Below are 23,989 nucleotides of genomic sequence, written 5' to 3'. Positions count from 1 at the left end.
CTTTAGGAATGGACTTGCTCTGCCATACCTTCAATCAGTACCTCAGCAACCTCAGGACGTGTGAATTCAGGTGGCGGACATTTTCCGTCGCGAAGCAATCCACGTACCTTCGTTCCCGACAGAGTCAGATGATGCTCCTTGTCATGCGGACAAGTTTTGCTTGAAGCCATGTTTCCACATTTTGTGCAGAAAAAGCTGTGTTCAAAGAACAATGGTGTAATGCCCAGTTCCTCTGTCGTAAAGTTAGAGAAGATCTCTTGCGCTTCATAAGTACCATAATAATCACCTACACCCGCATGATCACGGCCTACAATAAAGTGCGTACAGCCATAGTTTTTACGTACCATCGCATGGAAAATAGCTTCACGTGGTCCAGCATAGCGCATTGCAGCCGGGAATACACCCAAAAACGCACGATCCGCTGGATAATAGTTTTCCAGTAGTACCAAGTAACTCTTCATGCGCACATTCGCAGGTACATCATCCGATTTCGTTTCGCCCACAAGCGGATTAAGGAAGAGTGCATCAACGATCTCCATCGCACTTTTCTGAATATACTCATGCGCTCGATGAACAGGGTTACGTGTCTGAAAACCAACAACGGTCTTCCAGCCTTTTTCCTGAAAAATGTTGCGTGTCTCTGCCGGATCATAATAGAAATCTTCAAATTTGGCCGGTTTCGGACGGTTCAATACTTGAATCGGACCTCCCACATACGTTGCAGGACGCTCCAACAGTTTTTTCACACCAGGATGTTCAGGATCATCGGTTTTGAAAACACGGCGTGCTTCCTCACCCTGATCCACCTGATAGATGCTCTGAACTTCCAGCAAACCATACGTTACCCCATCCGCTTCACCAACAAGCGCTACAGTTTCACCTTTACGAAGAGTGGAAGCCCGCTGCTCGTCTACAGCAAGTGTAATGGGTATACTCCATACCGTACCATCAGCCAACCGCATCCGAGAAACTACCGATTGATAATCTTCCTCGTTCATAAATCCCTGAAGCGGCGAGAATGCACCTACTCCAATCAAGTCTAAATCTGAGATCGTCCAGGTATTAATCTGTAATGCGTTCAGGCTTTTACTTTCCTGCAATAGTTGCTCACGTTCTTCTCCTTCTACGACACGCTGTACCAGCGTACCTCCATGAGGCAAAATCGAAGTCATCTTGTCAGCTCCTTAATTCTACATCCATTATAGTGGTGAAAACCGCTTATTAATTCAAATCCAATTGATTTTTATATGGGTTAAGACGTTGAGGTATCTTACATTCTTATTTATGAAGCCCGCACTCCGTTTTATCATTGCCGGACCAGCGTCCCGCACGCGGATCTTCGCCAGGCATAACCTGACGTGTACAGTACTCGCAGCCGATACTCGGATAGTTCTGATCATGCAGTGGGTTATATATCACGTTATTGGCACGAATGTATTCCCACACATCCTCACTCGTCCAATGTGCAATAGGATTAAATTTCATCAGTCCAAACTTCGTATCATATTCTACCTTCTTCGCATTCGCACGTGTTGGTGCCTGATCTCTGCGGATGCCTGTAATCCATGCATCATATTGCGATAGAATACGCGTCAGTGGTTCCACTTTACGAATGTTGCAACAAGCGTTAGGGTCGGATTTCCACAACTCTTCACCATGCTCAGCAGCTTGCTCTTCAGGTGTAATTTTTGGTGATACTCTAACAAAATCAAGATTATACTTTTCTTGCATCCGATCACGTGTAGCATATGTTTCCTGGAAATGAAAATCCGTATCCAGATAAAAGATATCAGTAGAAGGGCTGATTTTTTGCAACATATCTACCAGTACTACATCCTCTGCACCAAAGCTACACGCAAATGTGATATTCGGGAATGTCTCGATCGCATAGCGAATAATATCTTCTGGACTTGCATGCTCCAGTTCTTCAGCCTTCGTGCGTGCTAGTTCTTCCTTTTCCAACAAATTCATTATTCCATTTCCCCCATTCATGATCTACAAATGAAACAAAGCCGACTAATCAAATATGAATTATTTATGTATAGTATAAAACTTTCACTCCGCATGTCAATGCCTACCATCTGGTATAATCGATCCATTCATCAAAGTTGTTACAACCTACCACTAAAAAGATCCGCATGTATAACAGGCTTACAGATGAAAAATATATGGAATAATGCAGAGATCTCCTAAGGGAGAATTTTTAGAGGGCACACGTGACTTATACTCCAAAACTGTTGTCGCCGTTGGATTTATAACATCATCAGTCCGCCATAATTTCATAAGTATAAAGTAGATCCACAGACATAATGATTCTTATAAAGCTCATTAGTTCTTGTTAAACGGTTGATGCAACTGATAATTAAAGTAAGCTCACTTTATCGTATTTATAAGAAAAACTGATAATCAAACAATGTGGAAACGTGAGATATAGAATTCAAATCCAGGGTGATCATAAAAGAGTATTAAAACAGTATTGAGAATGTAGAAGGTATTTAAAGCACAATAACAAGGATATGTACAGGCAGGCATACTCCTTACTGGGAGCAAACAATAGAGGTTGAATGTGTAAGTTAGGTATGGAAGTCGATAGCAAGCTACGTAAGGAAGTGAATATAATGGATGGACTTAAAAGAGATTGATATGAGGTCAATCAGATAAGTTCCTCGGCCAAAGAACATTTTATTGGACATTCCTTTTCATTTCGTAAATTGTCCAGGCAGTGTTAACAACCACCTTACGATGAATAAAGGATCAATACTCAAAGGAACATTACAGAAAGGATCAATACAGTGCAACTAAACCCACTTTGATTCATTATAAAAAAAGCCCTTGGCAGAAGCCAAGAGCTTTTGGACATATTAACGTTTGGAGAACTGAGGTGCGCGACGAGCCGCTTTAAGACCGTATTTTTTACGCTCTTTCATACGAGGGTCACGAGTCAGGAATCCTGCTTTTTTCAGGGATGAACGATATTCCGGATCTGCTTTGAGCAGAGCGCGGGAGATACCATGACGGATTGCGCCGGCTTGACCGGAGATTCCGCCACCATGAGCGATAACCAAAACGTCATAGTTTGTGAGCGTTTCTGTCAAAGTCAGTGGTTGTTTTACGATCAGTTTGAGTGTTTCCAAACCAAAGTATTCATTAATATCACGTTTATTGATGACAATGCGTCCTTCACCCGGTACAAGGCGAACACGTGCTACCGAATGTTTACGACGACCTGTCCCATAGTATTGTACTTGTGCCATGAAACTGTCCTCCTTTTAATTAACCGCGAAGTTCGTAAACTTCTGGTTTTTGTGCTGCGTGTGGATGCTCAGTACCTCTGTACGCTTTAAGCCTCAGCTTCATTTTCTCGCCCATGCGAGTTTTAGGAAGCATACCGCGAACAGCCAATTCCAACATACGTTCAGGTTTGTTTTTAACCATCTCTTCAGCAGATGTTACTTTCAAACCACCTGTGTGCATAGAGTGACGGTAGTATTTTTTATCTTGCATTTTGTTACCAGTCAATACAATTTTCTCTGCATTGATGATAACAACGAAATCGCCAGTGTCCACATGTGGAGTGAATTGGGGCTTGTGTTTGCCGCGGATCAAAGCAGCTGCTTCGCTTGCCAAACGTCCGAGGGTTTTGCCTTCAGCATCAATGATGTGCCATTGGCGCTCAACTTCGTTAGGCTTCGCCATGTACGTAGTACGCATGAAAAGTTCCTCCTTAAATGTTCAATATCATCATTTTCATTTATCTTCATTCGTTAAGTGATAACTTTAGGTGTTGATGGATAGTTGTTACGATGTGAACCTCTTAATTGGGGCTGTGGGAAAGCCATTAAGAAAACACAACTTTTATATTACATGATAGGCGATTAAATCGCAAGCATAAATTAAGCTTTTTACGCGCGGAATTCAATCTTTTTTGTACTCAAGATCCCAGAGCATCAATCCGCAACTAACTGCAGTAGGTCCTGCAGCAGAACGATTACACGCAGCAATCATATTCGGTACATCAGAGGCTTTCCGTTTGCCCTCTCCGATCTCCAGCAGTGTTCCTACAATGATCCGTACCATATGCTGCAAAAAGCCGTTACCACTCACATAAATATGAATGACACCCTGATCGCGCGGATGGTCTCTGCACATTGAACGATCCACTTCTATCCATGCTTCGTATACCGAACGTACATGATTCTCTTTCTGAGACTTGCGTGAAGCAAAAGACGTAAAGTCATATGTGCCTATGAAATGACGTAGGCCCTCCTCCATTGCAGCGATGTCCAACTTAGCATGATGATGATGCTGTAGTCTTCTATTAAAGACGTCCGGGAATTGATTAGCATTAATTGTATATCGGTAGGTTTTCTTTTTCGCTGCATAACGAGAATGAAAATCTAACGGTACCTCCATTGCATCAATGACAACAATATCAGATGGCAATCTGGAGTTGAGTGCTAAACACCATCGTTCTACCGGAATCTGAGACACTGTTGGGAAGTTGAAGATTTGTCTACGGGCGTGAACACCTGCATCCGTTCGGCCTGAACCTGTGATTTTAACCGTCTCACCAGTTAATGCCCGAATGGCTTCTTCAAGATGGTCCTGAATGGTATTGCCTCCTGGTTGTACTTGAAAACCATAATAGGCCGTCCCATCATAAGTTACCGTCATACATAAGTTGCGCATATTACCACACCTTTGTTCCATACTATACATAACCCTATCCCGAACAGCAAAAGAAGCCCCTTACGGAGCTTCATTTACAGCACGAATTCCGATATGAAGAGAAAAAAAGGGTTAAACCAGAATCGATGGACTCTGTCCCCTTTCCTCATCTCACATCTGTATTACGCGCGGTCTACCAGTTCCAAGTAAACCATAGGCGCTGCGTCACCACGACGAGGTCCCAGTTTCAGAATACGAGTGTATCCACCTGGACGCTCAGCGTAACGACCGGACAATTCGCTAAACAGTTTTTGGATTGCATCTTGCTCACCATCGATCGTTTCGCGGCGAACATAAGCTGCCACTTGGCGACGGGCATGAAGATCTCCCTTTTTCGCCTTAGTGATCAGTTTTTCTGCAATAGAGCGAACCTCTTTTGCTTTCGCTTCAGTTGTCTGAATGCGCTCATATAAGAACAGGTCAGTTACCAGGTCACGAAACAAAGCTTTACGTGCGCTGGAATTACGGCCCAACTTTTGGTATGCCATTGTTTTCCCTCCTTCACTTCAAGCACTCTAGCTGTCTATTCTTCTGTACGAAGTCCCAAACCAAGTTCCTCAAGCTTCTCTTGAACTTCTTCCAAAGACTTGCGTCCGAGGTTACGGACTTTCATCATGTCTTCTTCCGTTTTCGTAGTCAGCTCTTGTACGGTATTAATACCAGCACGTTTGAGGCAGTTGTAAGAACGAACAGAGAGATCCAGCTCTTCAATCGTCATTTCAAGTACTTTTTCTTTTTTGTCTTCTTCTTTTTCAACCATAATCTCTGCATCTTTCGCTTCGTCTGTAAGACCCACGAAGAGCATCAAATGTTCGGTCAAAATTTTAGCGCCGAGGCTTACAGCTTCTTCAGGACGAATACTTCCGTCAGTCCAAACTTCCAACGTGAGCTTGTCATAGTTGGTTACTTGGCCTACACGCGTATTTTCCACACCGTAGTTTACACGGCTAATCGGGGTGAAGATGGAATCGACAGGGATGACGCCGATCGGCTGGTCATCGCGTTTATTCCGATCTGCCTGGACGTAGCCGCGACCGCGATTGGCAAAAATACGCATGTGAAGTCTCGAACCTGGTCCAAGCGTAGCAATGTGAAGATCCGGGTTAAGGATTTCCACATCGGAATCAGCACGAATATCTCCAGCCGTGATTGCTCCTTCGCCTTCAGCATCAATCTCGAGCACTTTCTCCTCGTCAGAGTGAATTTTGAGCGACAAAGCTTTCAGGTTAAGGATAATCTCTGTAACGTCTTCCATTACGCCAGGAACTGTAGCAAATTCATGCAGAACGCCGTCGATTTGAACCGAAGACACTGCCGCACCCGGCAGTGATGAGAGCAGGATTCGGCGAAGCGAGTTTCCAAGCGTCGTACCGTATCCGCGCTCCAGCGGTTCTACTACGAATTTCCCATAGGTGCCATCATCGTTGACGTCTACCGTCTCAATTTTCGGCTTTTCGATTTCTATCACTGCAATACCCCTCCTTCAAAACGTCGGTCCTTTATGAAACATTTACCTTCTCTTGCGAAAACATGTAGTAGTATGCCTAAACAACCATTATTAGCAGATTGTGCCGGAAGTATACCACACGCAGGGGCAAATCTCATTAGACACGACGACGTTTTGGAGGACGGCATCCGTTATGTGGGACTGGAGTTACGTCTTTGATCAGGTTAACTTCAAGACCAGCAGCTTGCAAAGAGCGAATTGCTGCTTCACGACCTGCACCTGGTCCTTTAACCATAACCTCAACGGATTTCATCCCATGTTCCATTGCAGCTTTGGCAGCAGTCTCAGCAGCCATTTGTGCAGCAAACGGAGTCGATTTACGGGAACCTCTGAATCCGAGGCCGCCGGAGCTTGCCCACGAAATCGCGTTTCCGTGAGGATCCGTAATAGTAACGATAGTGTTATTGAAAGTGGAACGGATATGTGCCACGCCAGATTCAATATTTTTACGGTCACGACGTTTAGTACGTACGACTTTTTTCGGTTTAGCCATTTTCTCTTATCCCCCCTTATTATTTCTTCTTGTTCGCTACTGTACGACGAGGACCTTTACGAGTACGAGCATTCGTTTTCGTACGTTGTCCACGAACAGGCAGACCACGACGATGACGAACTCCACGGTAACAACCGATCTCCGTCAAACGTTTAATATTCAAAGAGATTTCACGACGCAGGTCACCTTCTACTTTGACCTCTTTGTCGATACTTTCACGCAATTTGCTGACTTCATCTTCCGTCAAATCACGAACACGAGTGTCCGGATTGATGCCTGTAGAGCTCAGAATTTTCTGGGAAGTCGTTTTACCGATTCCGAAAATATAAGTCAAGGCGATCTCAACGCGCTTATCTCGTGGCAAATCCACACCAGCTATACGTGCCATTTTACGCTACACCCCCTTCATTAACCTTGTTTTTGTTTGTGTTTTGGATTTTCACAGATAACCATTACATTCCCTTTGCGGCGAATGACTTTGCATTTTTCGCAAATTGGCTTGACCGAAGGTCTTACCTTCATGTGAATTACCTCCTCAAAGTTTTGCTTAGCAAAACCCTCTTCGTAAGCATTGACCTCGTTCTACTATTGTAAAACCGGCTTCGAAGCTTTCGCAAGTTTTGCCGGGCAAAACCCGCTAAATAAGCTTCACAGTTCATTGCAACTGTCTACTACTATTTACGGTAAGTTATACGACCTTTTGTTAGATCGTAAGGCGATAACTGAACAACTACTTTGTCTCCAGTCAGGATACGGATGAAGTGCATCCGCAACTTTCCGGAAACGTGAGCGAGAATTTGATGACCATTCTCAAGCTCAACCTTAAACGTTGCATTCGGCAGTGGTTCAAGAACCGTGCCTTCCACTTCAATGACATCTTCCTTGGCCATGAGTCAGTCTCCTTTCTCTTCAGCTTGAATGTTGGTGGATTCCAAAAACGAATGAACCGCATAGCGGAGCTTTCCATTTGTCACCCGACCACTCTCGTTTAAACTGTTTACAACCTCACTGCTAATCATGGGCTGAAGTTCAAGATGAAGAATATTCTTCTTCTTGGGTTGGTCAAACTTTCGTTTGTCTCCATCCGCAATATATACGAACCTATTGTCCACTATAGCAACAATTACTGCGGCTTGGTCCGCATCGCGGCCTTTACGGATCTTCACAAGTTGACCGAGCTGCGGATTCGACGGATTGTTCATGCCTAATCACCTACACGTTCAATTTTGTGAAAATTTCCATTCCCTCAGGTGTAACTGCTACGGTGTGTTCAAAGTGGGCACATAACGATCCATCAGCTGTAACGACAGTCCAGTTATCTTCCAACGTTTTCACATACCGTCTACCTGCGTTCACCATCGGCTCAATAGCTAGCACCATCCCAGCCTTTAACCTTGGACCACGATCAGGAAGACCATAGTTCGGAATTGATGGTTCCTCGTGCAAATTCGCTCCAATGCCGTGACCGACATATTCACGAACGACTGAGAATCCCTCATCTTCGACATATTTCTGAATTGCATGAGATATTGTAAACAAGCGAACATCTGGTTTTACCAGCGCCAGACCTGCGTATAATGAAGCCTCGGTGACGTCCAGAAGACGACGGGCTTCCTCGGAAATACGGCCAACCGGATAAGTCCAGGCAGAATCTCCATGATACCCCTGGTACTGCGCGCCAATGTCAAACGTAACGATATCGCCCTCGTTCAACTTGCGTTTGCCGGGAAATCCATGTACCAACTCTTCATTCACTGAAGCGCACACACTGGCAGGGAAACCGTTATAACCTTTGAAAGATGGTATAGCTCCTTGACTGCGGATAAATTGATCTGCCATATGGTCAAGTTCGCCAGTCGTGATACCAGGAGCGATATGATCTGCCAAGAGACGATGCGTTTCAGCAACAATTCTCCCTGCTTCTCTCATCAAACCCAGTTCCGTTTCAGACTTACCAATGATCATCAATTAACCTCTCAACAAGGACACGATTTCTTGAGAAACTTGATCGATATCCTGCTCTCCGTCGATTTGACGAAGAAGACCTTTAGTTTCGTAGAATGTGAGGAGTGGTGCTGTTTTATTGATATATTCGTCCAAACGAGTACCCACACTCTCTTCATTGTCATCCGAGCGTTGGTATAACTCGCCGCCGCATTTATCACAAGTACCTTCCTGCTTCGGTGGATTAAATACGACATGATACGTGGATCCGCAGTTTTTACAAATGCGACGACCCGTTAAACGAGCGAGCAATTTATTGCGATCCACTTTCAGGTTGATCACATGATCAAGACCTGAGTTCAGTCGTCCCAGGATGCCATCGAGCGCCTCAGCCTGAGATAAGGTTCTTGGAAATCCATCCAAAAGAAAACCTTCTCTGCAGTCCGGCTGCTGCAAACGTTCTTCAACGATGCCGATGGTTACATCATCTGGTACAAGTAATCCTTGATCCATATATTCCTTGGCTTTCAAACCAATGGGAGTTCCCTGTTTAATCGCTAGACGAAATGCATCGCCTGTTGAAATATGGGGAATACCGAACTCTTTCACAATGACGTCTGCTTGCGTACCTTTTCCTGCCCCCGGAGGGCCCATGAATAGGATGTTCACGTTATGTCACTCCCTCCAAGACTACCCTACATCAACAAACAGCACAATAGGTGCCGGCAAGTAAATCTTTACTCAACCGGAACCTATTGCCTATTTATTGATAAAACCTTTGTAGTGGCGTTTGATCAATTGGCTTTCGATTTGCTTCATCGTATCCAGCGCAACACCGATTACGATCAGGAGGGAAGTTCCTCCAATTTGCGCTGACTGAGGCAAACCAGAAAGTGCCCCTAAGAATACAGGCAGAACGGAAATAACTGCCAAGAAGATGGCTCCGGCCATTGTCAAACGAGTCATGACACGGGTCAGATATTTCTCGGTAGCTTTACCCGGGCGAATGCCTGGGATGTAACCGCCGTTCTTTTTCATATTATCAGCCATCTGCTGAGGATTCATCTGTACAAAAGTATAGAAGAATGTGAATCCGAAGATCATCACAACATACAGAACCATACCAAGAGGTTTGTGTGTAGTCAAGTTCTGACCAATCCACTGTGCCCAACCATGATTAGCCCAGAAGTTGGCGATAATCGTCGGGAACATCAACAGAGATGATGCGAAGATGACAGGAATAACACCAGCTGCATTAATCTTCAGCGGAATATGTGTATTCTGTCCACCATACATTTTGTTTCCTACGACGCGTTTTGCGTACTGTACCGGAATTTTCCGAATCGCCTGCTGAATGTAAATGACACCAATGATAATCAACACGATCACAATCGCGATGATCACACCTTTAAGGATGTTCATAAACAACTGATCAGGTTGAATGAAGTCGGACTCAATTGTTTGTTTGATGATATTAGGCACGGTTGCCAAAATACCAGCAAAGATCAGAATTGAAATTCCGTTTCCGATGCCTTTCTCGGTGATCTGCTCACCAAGCCACATCAAGAATGAAGTACCGGCCGTAAGTACAATAGCGATCAAGATATAATCTGCAAATGTTGCGTTAGGAACCATCTCTGTATTGTACAAGCGGTTAAATCCGATCGACGTACCAAACGCTTGAATCAATGCAAGTCCGATAGTTAGATAACGGGTCAATTGTGCTGATTTTTTCTTACCTTGTTCACCTTGCTTTGCCCATTCCGCTAATTTAGGAATAACGTCCATGGAAAGCAACTGTACTATGATAGACGCAGTGATGTATGGTACGATCCCGAGCGCAAATATCGAGAACTGGAACAGTGCTCCACCCGAGAACGTATTGAGAAGTCCAAAAACTTCTTTACCCGCAGAATTTGTCGCTTCGAACACATCTTTGTTGACACCTGGAACAGGAACAAAGGAGCCGATGCGGTAAATGATCAGTACAAAAAGGGTAAATAATACCCTTTTGCGCAGATCCTCAACCCGCCAGATATTCTTTAGGGTCTTGAACATTAAATCACCTCGGTTGTACCGCCGGCAGCTTCAATTTTCTCCACCGCAGATTGAGAAAACTTATTAGCTTTAACAGTCAGCTTCACAGTGACTTCACCGTTACCCAAGATTTTGATTCCGGATTTAGCGTTTTTAACAACGCCATTCGTCATCAAGAATTCTGGAGTCACTTCAGTACCCGCAGGCAAACTGTTCAGGTCTTCGATATTAACAACTGCATATTCTTTGCGAGTTGGGTTTACGAAACCACGTTTTGGCAAGCGACGATACAATGGATTCTGTCCACCTTCGAAGCCTGGACGAACACCACCGCCAGAACGAGCGTTTTGTCCTTTATGACCGCGACCTGATGTTTTACCCGTACCACTACTTGGACCGCGACCAAGACGCTTACGCTCTTTGCGGGATCCAGGAGATGGTGAAAGCTCATGTAACTTCATCGTTCGTTGCACCTCCTTAAAGATTTGTGGGAATATACCCGTTTTATGCTTCTACTTCTTTAACAGCTACCAAGTGACTTACTTTGTTAATCATACCACGAATGGCAGGATTATCGTTCTGAATCACTTTGCTGTTTACTTTGCGCAAGCCCAATGTTTTTACAGTGGTTCTTTGCGTCTCCGGACGTCCGATCAAGCTACGGACGAGGGTAATTTCTAATTTAGCCATGAGAATTCCCTCCTAACCCAGAAGCTCTTCGACGGATTTTCCGCGCAGTTTAGCCACGTCTTCAGCACGCTTCAAACGAGACAAACCTTCCAAAGTCGCATTGACCATGTTCATGGAATTCGAAGAACCCAGAGATTTTGTCAAAATGTCACCTACACCAGCAAGTTCGAGAACCGCACGTACAGGACCACCAGCGATAACACCAGTACCTTCAGATGCTGGTTTCAACAGAACGCGTCCTGCGCCGAACTTACCTGTTACCAAGTGAGGAATCGAAGTTCCTACGAGTGGAACGTGTACAAGGTTTTTCTTAGCATCTTCAATACCTTTGCGAATTGCATCAGGTACTTCGCCCGCTTTACCGATACCCGCTCCAACCCAGCCGTTGCCGTCGCCGACTACAACCAGTGCGCTAAAGCTGAAACGGCGTCCGCCTTTTACTACTTTAGCTACGCGATTAATGTTTACTACTCTTTCAGACAGTTCCAAAGTATTCGGATCTACACGCAAGTCGTTAACCTCCTTTTGAAAAATATCTTAAAACTCAAGTCCTGTTTCACGAGCCGCTTCAGCCAAAGCTGCGATACGACCATGGTACAGATATCCGCTACGGTCAAATACGATGTTGGAAACACCTTTGTCTTTCGCACGTTTAGCGACGAGTTCGCCAACTTTGCGAGCAGATTCAACAGATGCACCGTTTTTGATGTCGCCACTCAGTTCTTTATCTACAGTAGACGCAGAAGCGATGGTTACACCAGCTACATCATCGATGATTTGAGCGTAGATATGTTTACCAGAACGGAATACGTTCAAACGAGGACGTGCTGCCGTTCCTTGGATTTTCTTACGAACACGCAGGTGTCTTTTCAGACGAGCCTTGTTTTTATCCTGTTTCGTAATCATCTCAGGGATTCACTCCTTTCAGGTTACCTCGCTGGCTTCAAACCGGAAGCCACGGGGTATATTAGAAACACACGAAGCAAGCAAACCGAAAGCCACGAAAAGGCGGTAAGAGAAATCTTATTTCTTCTTACCGGCTTTACCTTCCTTACGGATGATACGCTCGCCTTCATATTTAATACCTTTACCTTTGTACGGCTCAGGTTCACGAACGGAACGAATCTTAGCAGCGTATGCACCTACGCGCTCTTTATCGATACCGCGAACGATGATTTTAGTGTTCGAAGGTACTTCGAACTCAATTCCCGGTTCCGGTGTAATTTCAACCGGGTGAGAGTATCCAACGTTCAGAACGATTTTATCTCCGGATTTGCTTGCACGATATCCGACCCCAACCAGCTCCAGAGATTTAGCGAATCCTTCAGTTACGCCGCTCACCATATTGCTGACAACGCTGCGTGTTGTGCCGTGCAAAGAACGGTGAGTTTTGTTATCGGAAGGACGCACAACTGTAATTTCGTTGTTTTCAACTGTAACCTTCATGTCTTTGTGAAGTTCACGAGTCAAAGTTCCTTTTGGTCCTTTTACCGTAATAACGGTGTTGTCCAGAGTGATGTCTACACCACTTGGTACTGTAATTGGTTTGCGACCAATACGAGACATGTGTTGCACCTCCTATCTTGTGACGTTATATTACCATACGTAGCAAACGACTTCTCCGCCGGATTTTGCTTGACGAGCTTCTTTGTCCGTCATAACACCTTTGGATGTTGAGATGATCGCGATTCCCAGGCCGCCAAGTACGCGAGGTACTTCATTGCTTTTCGTGTATACACGAAGACCAGGTTTACTGATTCTTTTCAGACCAGTGATAACGCGCTCGTTATTTTGACCGTACTTCAAGAAAATACGGATAATCCCTTGTTTGTTATCTTCGATAAATTCAGCGTCACGGATGAACCCTTCACGCTTCAAAATATCGGCGATTTGTTTTTTCATTGTCGAAGCAGGCATTTCTACCGTTTCGTGACGAACAGTGTTCGCATTACGAATACGAGTAAGCATATCTGCAATTGGATCAGACATAGTCATTGTGAGTTAACCTCCTTCCCGTTCAGGACTTTTTACCAGCTTGCTTTTTTCACGCCAGGGATCTGGCCTTTATAAGCTAATTCACGGAAGCAAATTCTGCAAATTTTAAACTTTTGCAGTACCGAATGTGGACGACCGCAACGCTCACAGCGTGTATAAGCACGTACTTTAAACTTTGGTGTACGTTGTTGTTTAACTTTCATCGAAGTTTTTGCCACTTTAGCCTGACACCTCCTAAATGATTTCGGAGAAAAGGGAGTCTTTCCAGACACCCGGAACGTTTATGCCAACATTATTTTACGAAAGGCATTCCCAGTTGCGTAAGCAACTCACGGGACTCTTCGTCTGTTTTCGCCGTTGTTACGATGACAATATCCATACCGCGGACTTTGTCTACTTTATCGTACTCAATCTCTGGGAAGATCAATTGCTCTTTCAGACCCAGAGTGTAGTTACCGCGACCATCGAACGCTTTGCTCGATACACCACGGAAGTCACGTACACGTGGAAGTGTAACGTTGAACAATTTATCGAGGAAGTAGTACATACGCTCGCCGCGCAATGTAACTTTCACACCGATAGGCATATTCTCACGCAGTTTAAAACCTGCGATAGATTTTTTCGCACGAGTGATTACAGGTTTTTGACCTGCGATCAGTTGCAAATCGTTTACTGCGGAATCCAACACTTTGGAGTTTTGAACAGCGTCGCCCACACCCATGTTGATAACGATTTTCTCGATTTTCGGCACTTGCATTACCGTTGTATAGTTAAACTTCTGCATCAAAGCAGGAGCGATTTCTTGCAGGTAACGTTCTTTCATTCTTGATGCCATGAATCATAGCCCTCCTTTCTCATTCGGTTCAATTAGTCGATAATTTCTCCGGAACGTTTAGCAACGCGCACTTTCTTTCCGTTATCCAACACTTTGTAACCGATACGGGTTACTTTTCCGCTCTTTGGATCGATGTGCATCACGTTGGAAACGTGAATCGGAGCTTCCTTCTCGATAATGCCGCCTTGCGGATTTTGCTGGTTAGGCTTCTGGTGTTTTTTCACCATGTTAACACCTTCCACAAGGACGCGGTTCTCACGAGGATAAGCAGCGATGACACGGCCTTTTTTACCTTTGTCTTTACCGCTGATCACCATAACCGTATCTTCCTTTTTAACGTGAAGTTTGTTGTTATGGGATTCCAGAACTTTTTTCACTCTTGGCATTTCGTACACCTCCTGTTTCTAAACATCACGAGCTTAATCTATTAGATAACCTCTGGGGCCAAGGAAACGATTTTCATGAAGTCTTTCTCGCGAAGTTCACGAGCAACAGGTCCGAAAATACGAGTTCCACGTGGGCTTCTGTCGTCTTTTACAACAACAGCTGCATTTTCATCAAAACCGATGTAGGAACCGTCTTTACGACGTACAGAACGTTTCGTACGAACGATAACCGCTCTAACTACATCACCTTTTTTGACAACGCCGCCTGGTGTTGCTTGTTTTACAGAACAAACGATCAGATCACCAATTTGAGCTGTACGACGTCCCGTTCCGCCCAGTACGCGAATACACATCAGTTCCTTCGCACCGGAGTTGTCGGCTACAGTCAAACGTGTAAATGGTTGAATCATTTAGAATTCCTCCTTTCAGCTATGCTGTTAATGCATTAGATGATAACCGCTTTTTCTACGACTTCAGTAAGTCTCCAGCGTTTATCTTTCGAAAGCGGACGAGTTTCCATGATTTTCACCACGTCACCGATTTTAGCAGTGTTTTCTTCGTCATGCGCTTTGAATTTTTTAGTGTACTTGATACGTTTATGGTACAAGTCGTGTTTTTTGTAAGTTTCTACAGCAACAACGATTGTTTTATCCATTTTATCGCTGACCACTTTACCAATTTGCACTTTACGTGCGTTACGCTCTTCGCTCATTGTTAGCCTCCTCCCTGATTACGGACGGATTGTATATCCGACCTCTGATTAACCGATTCCCAATTCTCTTTCACGGATGATGGTTTTAGCACGAGCTATTTCTTTCCGCACATCACGGATTCGAGTCGGGTTATCCAGCTGACCGGTAGCGAGTTGAAAGCGGAGATTAAAGAGTTCTTCTTTAAATCCGGCAATCTTTTGCTCGATTTCAGCAGAGGTTAGGTTGCGAAATTCACTAGCTTTCATTTGCTTCACCACCCAATTCTTCACGTTTCACGAACTTCGTTTTGATTGGCAGTTTGTGAGCGGCAAGACGCATTGCTTCGCGTGCGATCTCCTCCGGTACTCCAGCAAGTTCAAACATGATCTTACCTGGTTTCACTACTGCAACCCATTTTTCTACGTTACCTTTACCGCTACCCATCCGCACTTCGAGAGGCTTTTGAGTGATTGGTTTGTCAGGGAAAATTTTGATCCAGACTTTACCACCACGTTTAATGTAACGAGTCATCGCAATACGAGCCGCTTCGATTTGACGGTTCGTAATCCAAGCCGGTTCCGTAGCTTGCAAGCCATATTCGCCAAAGTTCAGCGTTGTTCCGCCTTTTGCTTGGCCTTTCATATGTCCGCGTTGTTGCTTACGGTGTTTTACGCGTTTTGGTACCAACATGATTAGTTGCCTCCTTCCTTAGCAGCTTGTTTCTTAGCCGTAGGAAGAACCTCTCCACGATAGATCCATACTTTTACGCCGATACGTCCGTAAGTTGTATGTGCCTCTGCTGTACCATAGTCGATGTCAGCACGCAGTGTGTGCAGTGGAACAGTTCCTTCACTGTAGCCTTCAGAACGTGCAATCTCAGCACCGCCAAGACGTCCGCCTACTTGAGTTTTAATACCTTTAGCACCGGAGCGCATAGTTCTTTGAATAGCTTGTTTCAACGCACGACGGAAAGAAACACGACGTTCCAATTGTTGTGCAATGCTTTCTGCTACCAGGATCGCGTCCAGGTCTTGGTTCTTAATTTCAGAAATGTTGATGTGTACTTTTTTACCGCCAGCAATTTTCGTAATTTGGTTACGAAGATTCTCAACTTCAGATCCACCTTTACCGATTACCATACCTGGTTTCGCAGTGTGAATCGTAACATTAACGCGGTTAGCCGCTCTCTCAATTTCTACACGAGATACAGCGGAGTCTTTCAATTTATTTTTCAGGAATTCACGAATTTTCACGTCTTCCATCAAAAGATCGCCGAAGTCTTTGCCTGCATACCACTTAGATTCCCAGTCACGGATAACTCCGACACGAAGTCCGACTGGATTTACCTTTTGGCCCACACGTTTTCCCTCCTTCTACTTTTCAGATACCACCAAAGTGATGTGGCTAGTACGTTTGTTAATACGACTTGCACGTCCCATTGCACGAGGGCGGAAACGTTTCATAGTCGGTCCTTGGTTTACGTAAGCTTGCGAGATCACCAAGTTATTAACATCCATAGAATAGTTATGTTCCGCATTCGCAATAGCGGAGTTAAGCAACTTCTCAACAACTGGAGAAGCGGATTTCGGAGTGTGACGGAGAATGGCAACCGCCTCACCAACTTGCTTGCCGCGAATCAAGTCAACAACGAGTTGAACTTTACGAGGAGCAATCCGGATAAACTTAGCATGTGCTTTTGCTTCCATTGTGTAACCTCCTCTCAAACATTAGAGATATTCATTTATCTTCTTGTTTTCTTATCATCATCTGTATGGCCTTTATACGTACGGGTTGGAGCGAACTCACCCAGTTTGTGTCCGACCATGTCCTCAGTTACATACACTGGCACATGTTTACGACCGTCGTAAACGCCAAATGTGTGTCCGATGAATTGCGGGAAAATTGTAGAACGACGGGACCAGGTTTTGATAACGTTCTTTTTGCCTGATGCTTCCATCTCTTCTACCTTCTTGAGCATGTAGCCATCAATGAATGGCCCTTTTTTCAAACTGCGACTCATGTGGAGATCCTCCCTTCAAACATAGCTTTTATGCATCCGGAGATGCCTCACGAAGTTATGCACAGTGTGTATTACTTCGTGCGGCGACGGATGATGTATTTATCAGAAGCTTTATTTTTCTTACGCGTTTTGAAACCAAGAGTAGGTTTACCCCATGGTGACATTGGCGATTTACGTCCGATTGGAGCACGACCTTCACCACCACCGTGAGGGTGATCGTTAGGGTTCATTACCACACCACGAACCTCAGGACGTTGACCCAACCAACGGCTACGACCGGCTTTACCGATTTTGATAAGCTCGTGGTCTTGGTTACCAACGGATCCGATTGTCGCGCGGCAAACTTTCAAAATACGACGAACTTCTCCTGAAGAGAGACGTACGGAAACGTATTTATCTTCTTTACCGAGCAATTGAGCTTCAGTACCAGCAGCACGAACCAACTGTCCGCCTTTACCTGGTTTCAACTCGATGTTGTGGATAACGGTACCAACTGGAATGTTTTCAAGCGGCAGCGCGTTACCAATTTTGATATCTGCGTCAGGACCAGAGAATACTTGATCTCCAACTTTCAGACCTTTAGGAGCGATGATGTAACGTTTCTCACCATCAGCATAGTGAATCAATGCAATGTTGGAAGTACGGTTCGGGTCATACTCGATTGTAGCAACGCGGCCCGGTATTCCATCTTTAGTACGTTTGAAGTCGATGATACGGTATTTACGTTTGTGTCCACCACCGTGGTGACGAACTGTAATTTTACCTTGGTTGTTGCGGCCTGCTTGTTTGCTAAGTGGGGCCAACAACGATTTCTCCGGCTTATCTGTGGTAATTTCCTCAAATGTAGAAACGGACATATTCCGTCTTGCCGGGGATGTTGGTTTATACTTTTTGATTGGCACTAGTTTTCCCTCCTTACTTTAAAAATTTCAATTATACAGTTTCAAAGAACTCAAGCGCTTTGCTGTCTTGCGTCAGCGTTACAAACGCTTTTTTCCACTCACTTGTGTAACCGGAATAACGACCATAACGTTTCGGTTTAGCTGGAACACGAAGAGTGTTCACGTTTTTAACTTTTACGCCAAAAATAGCTTCAACCGCTTTTTTGATCTCGGTTTTGTTTGCACGGATATCGACTTCAAATACATATTTCAAGTCGTTCATCATGTCAGCAGTACGTTCCGTAATAATCGGACGTTTTACAATATCACGAGGATCCTTCATTACGCGAGCACCTCCTCTACCTTCTGAACTGCTTCTTTCGTAATGATCAGTTTGTCGTGACCAAGCACGTCAAGAACATTAATGCCGTCAGCAGCTACGAATTTCACGCCAGGAATATTCCGTGCGGAAAGAGCTACATTATCATCATAGCTAGGTGCTACGATCAAAGCTTTGCGACCTACTTTAAGGTTATTCAAAATAGCTGCAAATTCTTTAGTTTTAGGAGCGCTCAGTGTCAGAGCATCCAAAACGATAATGTCATTGTCTTGCACTTTGGATGAAAGGGCAGATTTGATCGCCAGACGACGAACTTTCTTAGGCAGTTTGTACGCATAGCTCCGTGGAGTCGGACCAAATACGATACCGCCACCTTTCCATTGTGGAGAACGAATCGAACCTTGACGAGCGCGACCTGTACCTTTTTGTTTCCAAGGTTTACGTCCACCGCCACGTACTTCAGAACGTCCTTTTACTTTGTGAGTGCCTTGACGAAGAGAAGCGCGTTGCATAAGAACTGCATCGTACAGAACGTGTTGATTCGGCTCAATTCCGAATACAGCATCATTCAATTCAACTTCACCGACTTGGCTACCATCTACATTGTAAACTGATACTTTTGGCATTTTGTGTTCCTCCTTTCTTCAGTGGTTATTTTTTCACCGTTTCTTTAACTTTTACAAGGCTGTTTTTCGGTCCAGGAATAGAACCTTTAACAAGGATAACGTTACGCTCAGCGTCTACTTTTACAACTTCAAGACGTTGAATTGTAATAGTCTCATGCCCCATATGTCCTGGCAGGCGTTTGCCTTTAGGAACGCGGTTAGCTTGGATCGAACCCATCGAACCCGGGCCACGGTGATAACGAGAACCGTGAGACATAGGTCCAGTGCTTTGTCCCCAACGTTTGATTACGCCAGCAAAGCCTTTACCTTTTGATACACCCGTTACGTCAACGAATTCGCCTTCAGCGAAAATGTCAGCTTTCAGCTCTTGGCCAACTTCATATTCCGCGATGTTGACGCCGCGAAGCTCACGAATGTAGCGCTTAGGTGCAGTATTCGCTTTTTTAGCGTGTCCTGCTTCTGGCTTGTTAGCATTTTTCTCTTTTTTATCAGAGAAACCAATCTGAACTGCTTCGTAGCCATCGTTCTCAAGATCTTTCTTTTGTAAAACAACACAAGGACCTGCTTCGATAACCGTTACTGGAACTACGTTACCTTCAGCGGTAAACACTTGAGTCATTCCAAGTTTTTTTCCTAAGATACCTTTCATGTTGACACCTCTTTTCCTCTATACGTGGTCTTGTTTGTTGCAATATTACAGTTTAATTTCGATATCTACACCGGACGGTAAATCCAAGCGCATCAAGGCATCCACAGTCTGTGGAGTCGGGTTAACGATATCGATCAAACGCTTATGAGTGCGTTGCTCGAATTGCTCCCGAGAATCCTTGTACTTGTGCACCGCACGAAGAATAGTAATGATTTGTTTTTCAGTAGGAAGCGGAATCGGACCGGATACACCAGCACCGGAACGTTTTGCTGTTTCAACAATTTTCTCCGCGGATTGATCAAGAATTCTGTGATCGTAAGCTTTCAAACGAATACGAATTTTTTGCTTTGCCATTTTAGTCCCTCCTTCTATCGCCCAATTTTTTATCGGACATACTCCGTGAAAATTTTCTAACCACTCTCCCATGGCAAAGGGGCCGGGTGTGTCAGTAACCTCTCACATCATCGCAACGTCACAAGAACAACATTCATTATTATATAGAAAAGATGGGCGTTTTGCAAGCATATTTATAAAAAACATTCAAACTAGTCTTTCCAAGAGAAAAGACTCTCATTTGTACAATGTTTATCTCAATATCCCAGCTGCCTAACCAATCTATTATCTATATGATGAATCATGTTCTTTTAATTGACGCAGGTTCCGAAACGTTGACATAAAAAAAGAGTTCTTTATCCGATATCGGATAAAGAACTCTTCCGAAGCTTCGTTACAGTACAATGTTACTCGTTCCAGTACACTGTTGCTATTTTCATTTAGCTGAAAGCTAAATTATTTTTGGATCGATGCTACGGAACCCGCACCAACTGTACGTCCACCTTCACGAATAGAGAACTTAGTTCCTTCTTCGATCGCGATTGGAGAGATCAGTTGAACAGTAACCGTGATGTTGTCACCAGGCATTACCATTTCAGTTCCGTCTGGCAGGTTGATGATACCAGTTACATCCGTTGTACGGAAGTAAAACTGTGGACGGTATCCAGTGAAGAAAGGCTTATGACGTCCACCCTCTTCTTTAGTCAAAACGTAGATTTGAGCTGTAAATTCTGTGTGTGGTTTAACAGATGCTGGTTTTGCAAGTACTTGACCACGCTCGATTTGAGTACGATCAACACCACGCAGCAACGCACCAATGTTGTCACCCGCTTGTGCGGAATCCAACAATTTACGGAACATCTCTACACCCGTAACTACGGATTTTTTAGTTTCTTCTACGATACCAACAATCTCAATCTCTTCGCCGACTTTGATAGTACCACGCTCTACACGACCTGTAGCAACAGTACCACGACCAGTGATGGAGAATACATCCTCAACTGGCATCAAGAAAGGCTTGTCAGTTTGACGCTCAGGCAGCGGAATGTAAGTGTCGATAACTTTGAACATATCAACGATTTTTTGAGCCCACTCGCCTTCAGGGTTTTGCAGAGCTTCACGAGCGGATCCACGAGTGATTGGAGTGTCATCACCTGGGAACTCATATTCGTTAAGAAGGTCGCGAACTTCCATCTCAACCAATTCCAACAACTCTTCGTCTTCAACCATATCACATTTGTTCAAGAAAACAACGATGTAAGGTACGCCTACTTGACGGGAGAGCAAGATGTGCTCACGAGTTTGTGGCATTGGACCGTCAGCTGCGGATACTACCAGGATAGCTCCGTCCATTTGTGCCGCGCCAGTGATCATGTTTTTAACATAGTCGGCGTGACCTGGGCAGTCAACGTGTGCGTAGTGACGAGCATCAGTTTCGTACTCAACGTGTGAAGTTGAGATTGTGATACCGCGTTCGCGCTCTTCTGGTGCTTTATCGATTTGATCGAAATCCATTGCAGCACCACCGTAAGTTTTGGACAATACAGTTGTGATTGCAGCAGTCAGAGTTGTTTTACCATGGTCGACGTGACCAATAGTACCAATGTTAACGTGTGGTTTAGTACGTTCGTATTTAGCCTTTGCCATTTGAACGTGGCCTCCTTAAAATTTATAATTATATGTTTCACTGAATGAAGTGCTTCAAACCATGTTTGAAGCACAAACATTCAGTGTGAGAAAACTACTCAGTACCTTTTGCTTTAGCAACGATCTCTTCAGCAATGTTCTTAGGAACTTCTTCATAGTGAGAGAGTTCCATGGAGAACACACCGCGACCTTGAGTACCGGAACGAAGAGTTGTAGAGTAACCAAACATCTCAGACAGAGGTACTTTAGCACGAATGATTTGAGCTCCACTACGGGAATCCATACCTTCAATGCGGCCACGACGGGAGTTCAACATACCCATAACGTCACCCATGTACTCTTCTGGAACAGTTACTTCTACTTTCATGATAGGCTCGAGCAGAACAGGACTACATTTGTCTTTCGCAGCTTTCAGCGCCATCGAACCGGCAATTTTAAATGCCATCTCGTTGGAATCGACATCATGGTATGATCCATCTACAATTGTAGCCTTAACGTCTACGAGCGGGAAGCCCGCAAGTACACCATTTTTCATTTGCTCTTCAATTCCTGTCAGTGCAGGCTGAATGTATTCTCTAGGTACAGAACCACCGACAATTTTACTGTCGAACTGGCTGCCTGTACCCGGCTCGAGAGGTTCGAATTCAACCCATACGTGACCGTATTGACCACGACCACCGGATTGACGTACGAATTTACCTTCAACACGCGCTGGTTGGCGGAATGTTTCACGGTATGCTACTTGTGGTTTACCCACAGTAGTGTCTACCTTGAACTCACGACGCATACGGTCAATGATGATATCAAGGTGAAGCTCACCCATACCTGCCAAGATCGTTTGTCCTGTTTCTTCGTCAGTGTGAGCGCGAAGAGTTGGATCCTCTTCCGTCAACTTACCGAGAGCAACACCCATTTTGTCTTGGTCAGCTTTAGTTTTAGGCTCAACAGCGATTTCGATAACCGGATCAGGGAAGTTCATGGATTCCAAGATAACCGGATTTTTCTCATCACATAGTGTATCACCTGTGCCCGTATCTTTCAAACCTACAGCAGCAGCAATGTCACCCGCGTGAACTAGAGTGATTTCTTGGCGGCTGTTTGCATGCATTTGAAGGATACGACCGATACGCTCACGTTTGTTTTTAGTGGCATTCAATACATAAGAACCGGATTGAAGAACACCGGAGTATACGCGGAAGAATGTCAATTTACCAACGTAAGGGTCAGTCATAATTTTGAATGCCAATGCGGCGAATGGCTCTTCATCAGCTGACTTACGAGTTGTTTCTGTTCCATCTTCAAGGTGACCCGTGATAGATGGAACATCTGTTGGAGCTGGCAAGTAATCGATAACAGCGTCCAACATCAGTTGAACACCTTTGTTACGATACGAGGATCCACAGATAACTGGGAAAATCTTAACTTCTACAACACCTTTACGGAGAGCGGCTTTGATCTCACTAACTGTGATCTCTTCGCCTTCCAGGTATTTCATTGTCAGTTCTTCATCGAGTTCTGCAACACGTTCAATCAGTTCGTTACGCAGTTCCTCAACTTGACCAGCCAATTCTGCAGGCACTTCGATTTCTTCGATATTTTGGCCCAGATCATCTTTGTAGATATAAGCCTTTTGTTCGACGATATCAACAATACCTTGGAAGTCATTCTCAGCACCGATTGGAAGTTGAATTGCTACGGCGTTCGCTTGCAAGCGATCGCGCATATCAGCTACAACATTCAGGAAGTCAGCACCGATGATATCCATTTTGTTTACATATGCGATACGTGGTACAGAGTACTTATCAGCCTGTCTCCATACAGTTTCAGACTGAGGCTCAACGCCTTCTTTCGCACTGAATACACCAACTGCTCCGTCCAATACACGAAGGGAACGTTCAACTTCAACTGTGAAGTCTACGTGACCCGGGGTATCAATAATGTTGACCCGGTGACCTTTCCAAGAAGCTGTAGTCGCAGCGGAAGTAATCGTGATTCCGCGCTCCTGCTCTTGTTCCATCCAGTCCATTTGCGCAGCACCTTCGTGTGTTTCACCGATTTTGTGCGTAATGCCTGTGTAAAACAAAATTCGCTCCGTGGTTGTTGTCTTACCCGCATCAATATGAGCCATGATCCCGATATTACGTGTATTTTTCAAGGAGAACTCTCTAGCCATAAAATGGGTCTCC

General features: G+C 44.6%; 38 protein-coding genes. All 38 read right to left on the bottom strand.

Annotated elements, in window-relative coordinates; all coding sequences use genetic code 11:
* Nucleotides 1-2 precede the first annotated feature (2 nt).
* A complete protein-coding gene (gene sat, locus PQG66_RS24540) occupies nucleotides 3-1,172 on the bottom strand; it encodes a sulfate adenylyltransferase (protein WP_272040468.1) in 1,170 nt (389 codons plus the stop codon).
* Between the two features lie 106 nt (nucleotides 1,173-1,278).
* Entirely contained in the window at nucleotides 1,279-1,971 is a 693-nt protein-coding gene (locus tag PQG66_RS24535) for a phosphoadenylyl-sulfate reductase (protein WP_272040467.1), read from the bottom strand.
* 890 nt (nucleotides 1,972-2,861) lie between these two features.
* Complete coding sequence (rpsI, locus tag PQG66_RS24530; protein WP_272040466.1) at nucleotides 2,862-3,254, bottom strand: 30S ribosomal protein S9; 393 nt, start codon at nucleotides 3,252-3,254, stop codon at nucleotides 2,862-2,864.
* 19 nt (nucleotides 3,255-3,273) lie between these two features.
* Nucleotides 3,274-3,711 (bottom strand): 50S ribosomal protein L13, encoded by a 438-nt coding sequence (rplM, locus tag PQG66_RS24525; RefSeq protein WP_272040465.1) that lies wholly within the window; start codon nucleotides 3,709-3,711, stop codon nucleotides 3,274-3,276.
* A gap of 204 nt (nucleotides 3,712-3,915) precedes the next feature.
* Nucleotides 3,916-4,689 carry a tRNA pseudouridine(38-40) synthase TruA gene (gene truA, locus PQG66_RS24520; protein WP_272040464.1) on the bottom strand — a complete coding sequence of 258 codons (774 nt, stop codon included), beginning with the start codon at nucleotides 4,687-4,689 and terminating at the stop codon, nucleotides 3,916-3,918.
* Nucleotides 4,690-4,850: 161 nt separating this feature from the next.
* Nucleotides 4,851-5,216: a 50S ribosomal protein L17 gene (gene rplQ / locus PQG66_RS24515; RefSeq protein ID WP_017692102.1), complete on the bottom strand. Its 366-nt coding sequence runs from the start codon at nucleotides 5,214-5,216 to the stop codon at nucleotides 4,851-4,853.
* Nucleotides 5,217-5,251: 35 nt separating this feature from the next.
* Entirely contained in the window at nucleotides 5,252-6,196 is a 945-nt protein-coding gene (locus tag PQG66_RS24510) for a DNA-directed RNA polymerase subunit alpha (protein WP_272040462.1), read from the bottom strand.
* 136 nt (nucleotides 6,197-6,332) lie between these two features.
* Complete coding sequence (gene rpsK, locus PQG66_RS24505) at nucleotides 6,333-6,728, bottom strand: 30S ribosomal protein S11 (RefSeq protein WP_068537278.1); 396 nt, start codon at nucleotides 6,726-6,728, stop codon at nucleotides 6,333-6,335.
* A 19-nt stretch (nucleotides 6,729-6,747) separates the two neighbouring features.
* The gene (gene rpsM, locus PQG66_RS24500) at nucleotides 6,748-7,116 is read right to left on the bottom strand and encodes a 30S ribosomal protein S13 (protein WP_095293406.1); all 369 of its coding nucleotides are present in this window, start codon (nucleotides 7,114-7,116) and stop codon (nucleotides 6,748-6,750) included.
* Nucleotides 7,117-7,136: 20 nt separating this feature from the next.
* Nucleotides 7,137-7,250, bottom strand: a complete 114-nt coding sequence (gene rpmJ / locus PQG66_RS24495) for a 50S ribosomal protein L36 (protein ID WP_003333770.1) — start codon at nucleotides 7,248-7,250, stop codon at nucleotides 7,137-7,139.
* 152 nt (nucleotides 7,251-7,402) lie between these two features.
* Complete coding sequence (gene infA / locus PQG66_RS24490; protein WP_017692098.1) at nucleotides 7,403-7,618, bottom strand: translation initiation factor IF-1; 216 nt, start codon at nucleotides 7,616-7,618, stop codon at nucleotides 7,403-7,405.
* A 3-nt stretch (nucleotides 7,619-7,621) separates the two neighbouring features.
* The gene (locus PQG66_RS24485) at nucleotides 7,622-7,930 is read right to left on the bottom strand and encodes a KOW domain-containing RNA-binding protein (RefSeq protein WP_272040461.1); all 309 of its coding nucleotides are present in this window, start codon (nucleotides 7,928-7,930) and stop codon (nucleotides 7,622-7,624) included.
* Between the two features lie 10 nt (nucleotides 7,931-7,940).
* Nucleotides 7,941-8,693, bottom strand: a complete 753-nt coding sequence (map, locus tag PQG66_RS24480; RefSeq protein ID WP_272040460.1) for a type I methionyl aminopeptidase — start codon at nucleotides 8,691-8,693, stop codon at nucleotides 7,941-7,943.
* Between the two features lie 3 nt (nucleotides 8,694-8,696).
* On the bottom strand, nucleotides 8,697-9,341 hold the full coding sequence (locus tag PQG66_RS24475) for an adenylate kinase (RefSeq protein WP_272040459.1): 645 nt from the start codon (nucleotides 9,339-9,341) through the stop codon (nucleotides 8,697-8,699).
* Between the two features lie 90 nt (nucleotides 9,342-9,431).
* Nucleotides 9,432-10,730 (bottom strand): preprotein translocase subunit SecY, encoded by a 1,299-nt coding sequence (gene secY / locus PQG66_RS24470; RefSeq protein ID WP_272040458.1) that lies wholly within the window; start codon nucleotides 10,728-10,730, stop codon nucleotides 9,432-9,434.
* Complete coding sequence (rplO, locus tag PQG66_RS24465; protein ID WP_272040457.1) at nucleotides 10,730-11,170, bottom strand: 50S ribosomal protein L15; 441 nt, start codon at nucleotides 11,168-11,170, stop codon at nucleotides 10,730-10,732. Before rplO ends, secY begins: the two co-directional genes overlap by 1 nt.
* A gap of 43 nt (nucleotides 11,171-11,213) precedes the next feature.
* The gene (gene rpmD / locus PQG66_RS24460) at nucleotides 11,214-11,399 is read right to left on the bottom strand and encodes a 50S ribosomal protein L30 (protein WP_272040456.1); all 186 of its coding nucleotides are present in this window, start codon (nucleotides 11,397-11,399) and stop codon (nucleotides 11,214-11,216) included.
* 12 nt (nucleotides 11,400-11,411) lie between these two features.
* Entirely contained in the window at nucleotides 11,412-11,909 is a 498-nt protein-coding gene (gene rpsE, locus PQG66_RS24455; protein WP_024633574.1) for a 30S ribosomal protein S5, read from the bottom strand.
* A gap of 27 nt (nucleotides 11,910-11,936) precedes the next feature.
* Complete coding sequence (gene rplR, locus PQG66_RS24450; RefSeq protein ID WP_272040454.1) at nucleotides 11,937-12,305, bottom strand: 50S ribosomal protein L18; 369 nt, start codon at nucleotides 12,303-12,305, stop codon at nucleotides 11,937-11,939.
* A gap of 117 nt (nucleotides 12,306-12,422) precedes the next feature.
* Nucleotides 12,423-12,965 carry a 50S ribosomal protein L6 gene (gene rplF / locus PQG66_RS24445; protein ID WP_272040453.1) on the bottom strand — a complete coding sequence of 181 codons (543 nt, stop codon included), beginning with the start codon at nucleotides 12,963-12,965 and terminating at the stop codon, nucleotides 12,423-12,425.
* 30 nt (nucleotides 12,966-12,995) lie between these two features.
* The gene (gene rpsH, locus PQG66_RS24440) at nucleotides 12,996-13,394 is read right to left on the bottom strand and encodes a 30S ribosomal protein S8 (RefSeq protein WP_272040452.1); all 399 of its coding nucleotides are present in this window, start codon (nucleotides 13,392-13,394) and stop codon (nucleotides 12,996-12,998) included.
* A gap of 32 nt (nucleotides 13,395-13,426) precedes the next feature.
* Entirely contained in the window at nucleotides 13,427-13,612 is a 186-nt protein-coding gene (locus tag PQG66_RS24435) for a type Z 30S ribosomal protein S14 (RefSeq protein WP_013312154.1), read from the bottom strand.
* A 74-nt stretch (nucleotides 13,613-13,686) separates the two neighbouring features.
* Nucleotides 13,687-14,229 (bottom strand): 50S ribosomal protein L5, encoded by a 543-nt coding sequence (rplE, locus tag PQG66_RS24430; protein ID WP_111271027.1) that lies wholly within the window; start codon nucleotides 14,227-14,229, stop codon nucleotides 13,687-13,689.
* A gap of 32 nt (nucleotides 14,230-14,261) precedes the next feature.
* Entirely contained in the window at nucleotides 14,262-14,615 is a 354-nt protein-coding gene (rplX, locus tag PQG66_RS24425) for a 50S ribosomal protein L24 (RefSeq protein ID WP_090924672.1), read from the bottom strand.
* A gap of 41 nt (nucleotides 14,616-14,656) precedes the next feature.
* Entirely contained in the window at nucleotides 14,657-15,025 is a 369-nt protein-coding gene (gene rplN / locus PQG66_RS24420) for a 50S ribosomal protein L14 (RefSeq protein WP_272040447.1), read from the bottom strand.
* A gap of 35 nt (nucleotides 15,026-15,060) precedes the next feature.
* A complete protein-coding gene (gene rpsQ / locus PQG66_RS24415; RefSeq protein WP_272040446.1) occupies nucleotides 15,061-15,327 on the bottom strand; it encodes a 30S ribosomal protein S17 in 267 nt (88 codons plus the stop codon).
* 48 nt (nucleotides 15,328-15,375) lie between these two features.
* Entirely contained in the window at nucleotides 15,376-15,573 is a 198-nt protein-coding gene (rpmC, locus tag PQG66_RS24410; protein WP_017692083.1) for a 50S ribosomal protein L29, read from the bottom strand.
* Nucleotides 15,563-15,997: a 50S ribosomal protein L16 gene (gene rplP, locus PQG66_RS24405; RefSeq protein WP_017692082.1), complete on the bottom strand. Its 435-nt coding sequence runs from the start codon at nucleotides 15,995-15,997 to the stop codon at nucleotides 15,563-15,565. The genes rpmC and rplP overlap by 11 nt, the downstream gene beginning before the upstream one ends.
* Nucleotides 15,998-15,999: 2 nt before the next feature.
* On the bottom strand, nucleotides 16,000-16,665 hold the full coding sequence (rpsC, locus tag PQG66_RS24400; RefSeq protein ID WP_110899283.1) for a 30S ribosomal protein S3: 666 nt from the start codon (nucleotides 16,663-16,665) through the stop codon (nucleotides 16,000-16,002).
* A 15-nt stretch (nucleotides 16,666-16,680) separates the two neighbouring features.
* On the bottom strand, nucleotides 16,681-17,013 hold the full coding sequence (rplV, locus tag PQG66_RS24395; RefSeq protein WP_272040445.1) for a 50S ribosomal protein L22: 333 nt from the start codon (nucleotides 17,011-17,013) through the stop codon (nucleotides 16,681-16,683).
* A gap of 35 nt (nucleotides 17,014-17,048) precedes the next feature.
* Nucleotides 17,049-17,327, bottom strand: coding sequence for a 30S ribosomal protein S19 (rpsS, locus tag PQG66_RS24390; protein ID WP_056697694.1), 279 nt, complete (start codon nucleotides 17,325-17,327; stop codon nucleotides 17,049-17,051).
* Nucleotides 17,328-17,398: 71 nt separating this feature from the next.
* Complete coding sequence (gene rplB, locus PQG66_RS24385; protein WP_272040444.1) at nucleotides 17,399-18,229, bottom strand: 50S ribosomal protein L2; 831 nt, start codon at nucleotides 18,227-18,229, stop codon at nucleotides 17,399-17,401.
* A gap of 31 nt (nucleotides 18,230-18,260) precedes the next feature.
* On the bottom strand, nucleotides 18,261-18,551 hold the full coding sequence (gene rplW, locus PQG66_RS24380; protein ID WP_110899281.1) for a 50S ribosomal protein L23: 291 nt from the start codon (nucleotides 18,549-18,551) through the stop codon (nucleotides 18,261-18,263).
* A complete protein-coding gene (gene rplD / locus PQG66_RS24375; protein WP_111271025.1) occupies nucleotides 18,551-19,174 on the bottom strand; it encodes a 50S ribosomal protein L4 in 624 nt (207 codons plus the stop codon). The genes rplW and rplD overlap by 1 nt, the downstream gene beginning before the upstream one ends.
* 25 nt (nucleotides 19,175-19,199) lie before the next feature.
* Nucleotides 19,200-19,823: a 50S ribosomal protein L3 gene (rplC, locus tag PQG66_RS24370; protein ID WP_272040443.1), complete on the bottom strand. Its 624-nt coding sequence runs from the start codon at nucleotides 19,821-19,823 to the stop codon at nucleotides 19,200-19,202.
* Nucleotides 19,824-19,868: 45 nt separating this feature from the next.
* Complete coding sequence (gene rpsJ / locus PQG66_RS24365) at nucleotides 19,869-20,177, bottom strand: 30S ribosomal protein S10 (protein WP_017692074.1); 309 nt, start codon at nucleotides 20,175-20,177, stop codon at nucleotides 19,869-19,871.
* Nucleotides 20,178-20,612: 435 nt separating this feature from the next.
* Complete coding sequence (gene tuf / locus PQG66_RS24360) at nucleotides 20,613-21,803, bottom strand: elongation factor Tu (RefSeq protein ID WP_272040438.1); 1,191 nt, start codon at nucleotides 21,801-21,803, stop codon at nucleotides 20,613-20,615.
* A gap of 94 nt (nucleotides 21,804-21,897) precedes the next feature.
* Nucleotides 21,898-23,976: an elongation factor G gene (fusA, locus tag PQG66_RS24355; protein WP_272040437.1), complete on the bottom strand. Its 2,079-nt coding sequence runs from the start codon at nucleotides 23,974-23,976 to the stop codon at nucleotides 21,898-21,900.
* Between the last annotated feature and the right edge of the window lie 13 nt (nucleotides 23,977-23,989).

The sequence above is a fragment of the Paenibacillus sp. JJ-100 genome (genome assembly GCF_948329825.1).
Classification (GTDB): Bacteria; Bacillota; Bacilli; order Paenibacillales; family Paenibacillaceae; genus Paenibacillus.
The sequence above is the reverse complement of the archived record's forward strand: the minus strand, read 5'-3'. Positions and strand labels throughout refer to the sequence as shown.

Coding starts and splice junctions, on each gene's coding strand:
- sat (WP_272040468.1), bottom strand. CDS start 1,172: ATGACTTCGATTTTGCCTCATGGAGGTACGCTGGTACAGCGTGTCGTA.
- PQG66_RS24535 (WP_272040467.1), bottom strand. CDS start 1,971: ATGAATTTGTTGGAAAAGGAAGAACTAGCACGCACGAAGGCTGAAGAA.
- rpsI (WP_272040466.1), bottom strand. CDS start 3,254: ATGGCACAAGTACAATACTATGGGACAGGTCGTCGTAAACATTCGGTA.
- rplM (WP_272040465.1), bottom strand. CDS start 3,711: ATGCGTACTACGTACATGGCGAAGCCTAACGAAGTTGAGCGCCAATGG.
- truA (WP_272040464.1), bottom strand. CDS start 4,689: ATGCGCAACTTATGTATGACGGTAACTTATGATGGGACGGCCTATTAT.
- rplQ (WP_017692102.1), bottom strand. CDS start 5,216: ATGGCATACCAAAAGTTGGGCCGTAATTCCAGCGCACGTAAAGCTTTG.
- rpsK (WP_068537278.1), bottom strand. CDS start 6,728: ATGGCTAAACCGAAAAAAGTCGTACGTACTAAACGTCGTGACCGTAAA.
- rpsM (WP_095293406.1), bottom strand. CDS start 7,116: ATGGCACGTATAGCTGGTGTGGATTTGCCACGAGATAAGCGCGTTGAG.
- rpmJ (WP_003333770.1), bottom strand. CDS start 7,250: ATGAAGGTAAGACCTTCGGTCAAGCCAATTTGCGAAAAATGCAAAGTC.
- infA (WP_017692098.1), bottom strand. CDS start 7,618: ATGGCCAAGGAAGATGTCATTGAAGTGGAAGGCACGGTTCTTGAACCA.
- PQG66_RS24485 (WP_272040461.1), bottom strand. CDS start 7,930: ATGAACAATCCGTCGAATCCGCAGCTCGGTCAACTTGTGAAGATCCGT.
- map (WP_272040460.1), bottom strand. CDS start 8,693: ATGATCATTGGTAAGTCTGAAACGGAACTGGGTTTGATGAGAGAAGCA.
- secY (WP_272040458.1), bottom strand. CDS start 10,730: ATGTTCAAGACCCTAAAGAATATCTGGCGGGTTGAGGATCTGCGCAAA.
- rplO (WP_272040457.1), bottom strand. CDS start 11,170: ATGAAGTTACATGAGCTTTCACCATCTCCTGGATCCCGCAAAGAGCGT.
- rpmD (WP_272040456.1), bottom strand. CDS start 11,399: ATGGCTAAATTAGAAATTACCCTCGTCCGTAGCTTGATCGGACGTCCG.
- rplR (WP_272040454.1), bottom strand. CDS start 12,305: ATGATTACGAAACAGGATAAAAACAAGGCTCGTCTGAAAAGACACCTG.
- rplF (WP_272040453.1), bottom strand. CDS start 12,965: ATGTCTCGTATTGGTCGCAAACCAATTACAGTACCAAGTGGTGTAGAC.
- rpsH (WP_272040452.1), bottom strand. CDS start 13,394: ATGACTATGTCTGATCCAATTGCAGATATGCTTACTCGTATTCGTAAT.
- rplE (WP_111271027.1), bottom strand. CDS start 14,229: ATGGCATCAAGAATGAAAGAACGTTACCTGCAAGAAATCGCTCCTGCT.
- rplX (WP_090924672.1), bottom strand. CDS start 14,615: ATGCCAAGAGTGAAAAAAGTTCTGGAATCCCATAACAACAAACTTCAC.
- rplN (WP_272040447.1), bottom strand. CDS start 15,025: ATGATTCAACCATTTACACGTTTGACTGTAGCCGACAACTCCGGTGCG.
- rpsQ (WP_272040446.1), bottom strand. CDS start 15,327: ATGAGCGAAGAGCGTAACGCACGTAAAGTGCAAATTGGTAAAGTGGTC.
- rpmC (WP_017692083.1), bottom strand. CDS start 15,573: ATGAAAGCTAGTGAATTTCGCAACCTAACCTCTGCTGAAATCGAGCAA.
- rplP (WP_017692082.1), bottom strand. CDS start 15,997: ATGTTGGTACCAAAACGCGTAAAACACCGTAAGCAACAACGCGGACAT.
- rplV (WP_272040445.1), bottom strand. CDS start 17,013: ATGGAAGCAAAAGCACATGCTAAGTTTATCCGGATTGCTCCTCGTAAA.
- rpsS (WP_056697694.1), bottom strand. CDS start 17,327: ATGAGTCGCAGTTTGAAAAAAGGGCCATTCATTGATGGCTACATGCTC.
- rplW (WP_110899281.1), bottom strand. CDS start 18,551: ATGAAGGATCCTCGTGATATTGTAAAACGTCCGATTATTACGGAACGT.
- rplD (WP_111271025.1), bottom strand. CDS start 19,174: ATGCCAAAAGTATCAGTTTACAATGTAGATGGTAGCCAAGTCGGTGAA.
- rplC (WP_272040443.1), bottom strand. CDS start 19,823: ATGAAAGGTATCTTAGGAAAAAAACTTGGAATGACTCAAGTGTTTACC.
- rpsJ (WP_017692074.1), bottom strand. CDS start 20,177: ATGGCAAAGCAAAAAATTCGTATTCGTTTGAAAGCTTACGATCACAGA.
- tuf (WP_272040438.1), bottom strand. CDS start 21,803: ATGGCAAAGGCTAAATACGAACGTACTAAACCACACGTTAACATTGGT.
- fusA (WP_272040437.1), bottom strand. CDS start 23,976: ATGGCTAGAGAGTTCTCCTTGAAAAATACACGTAATATCGGGATCATG.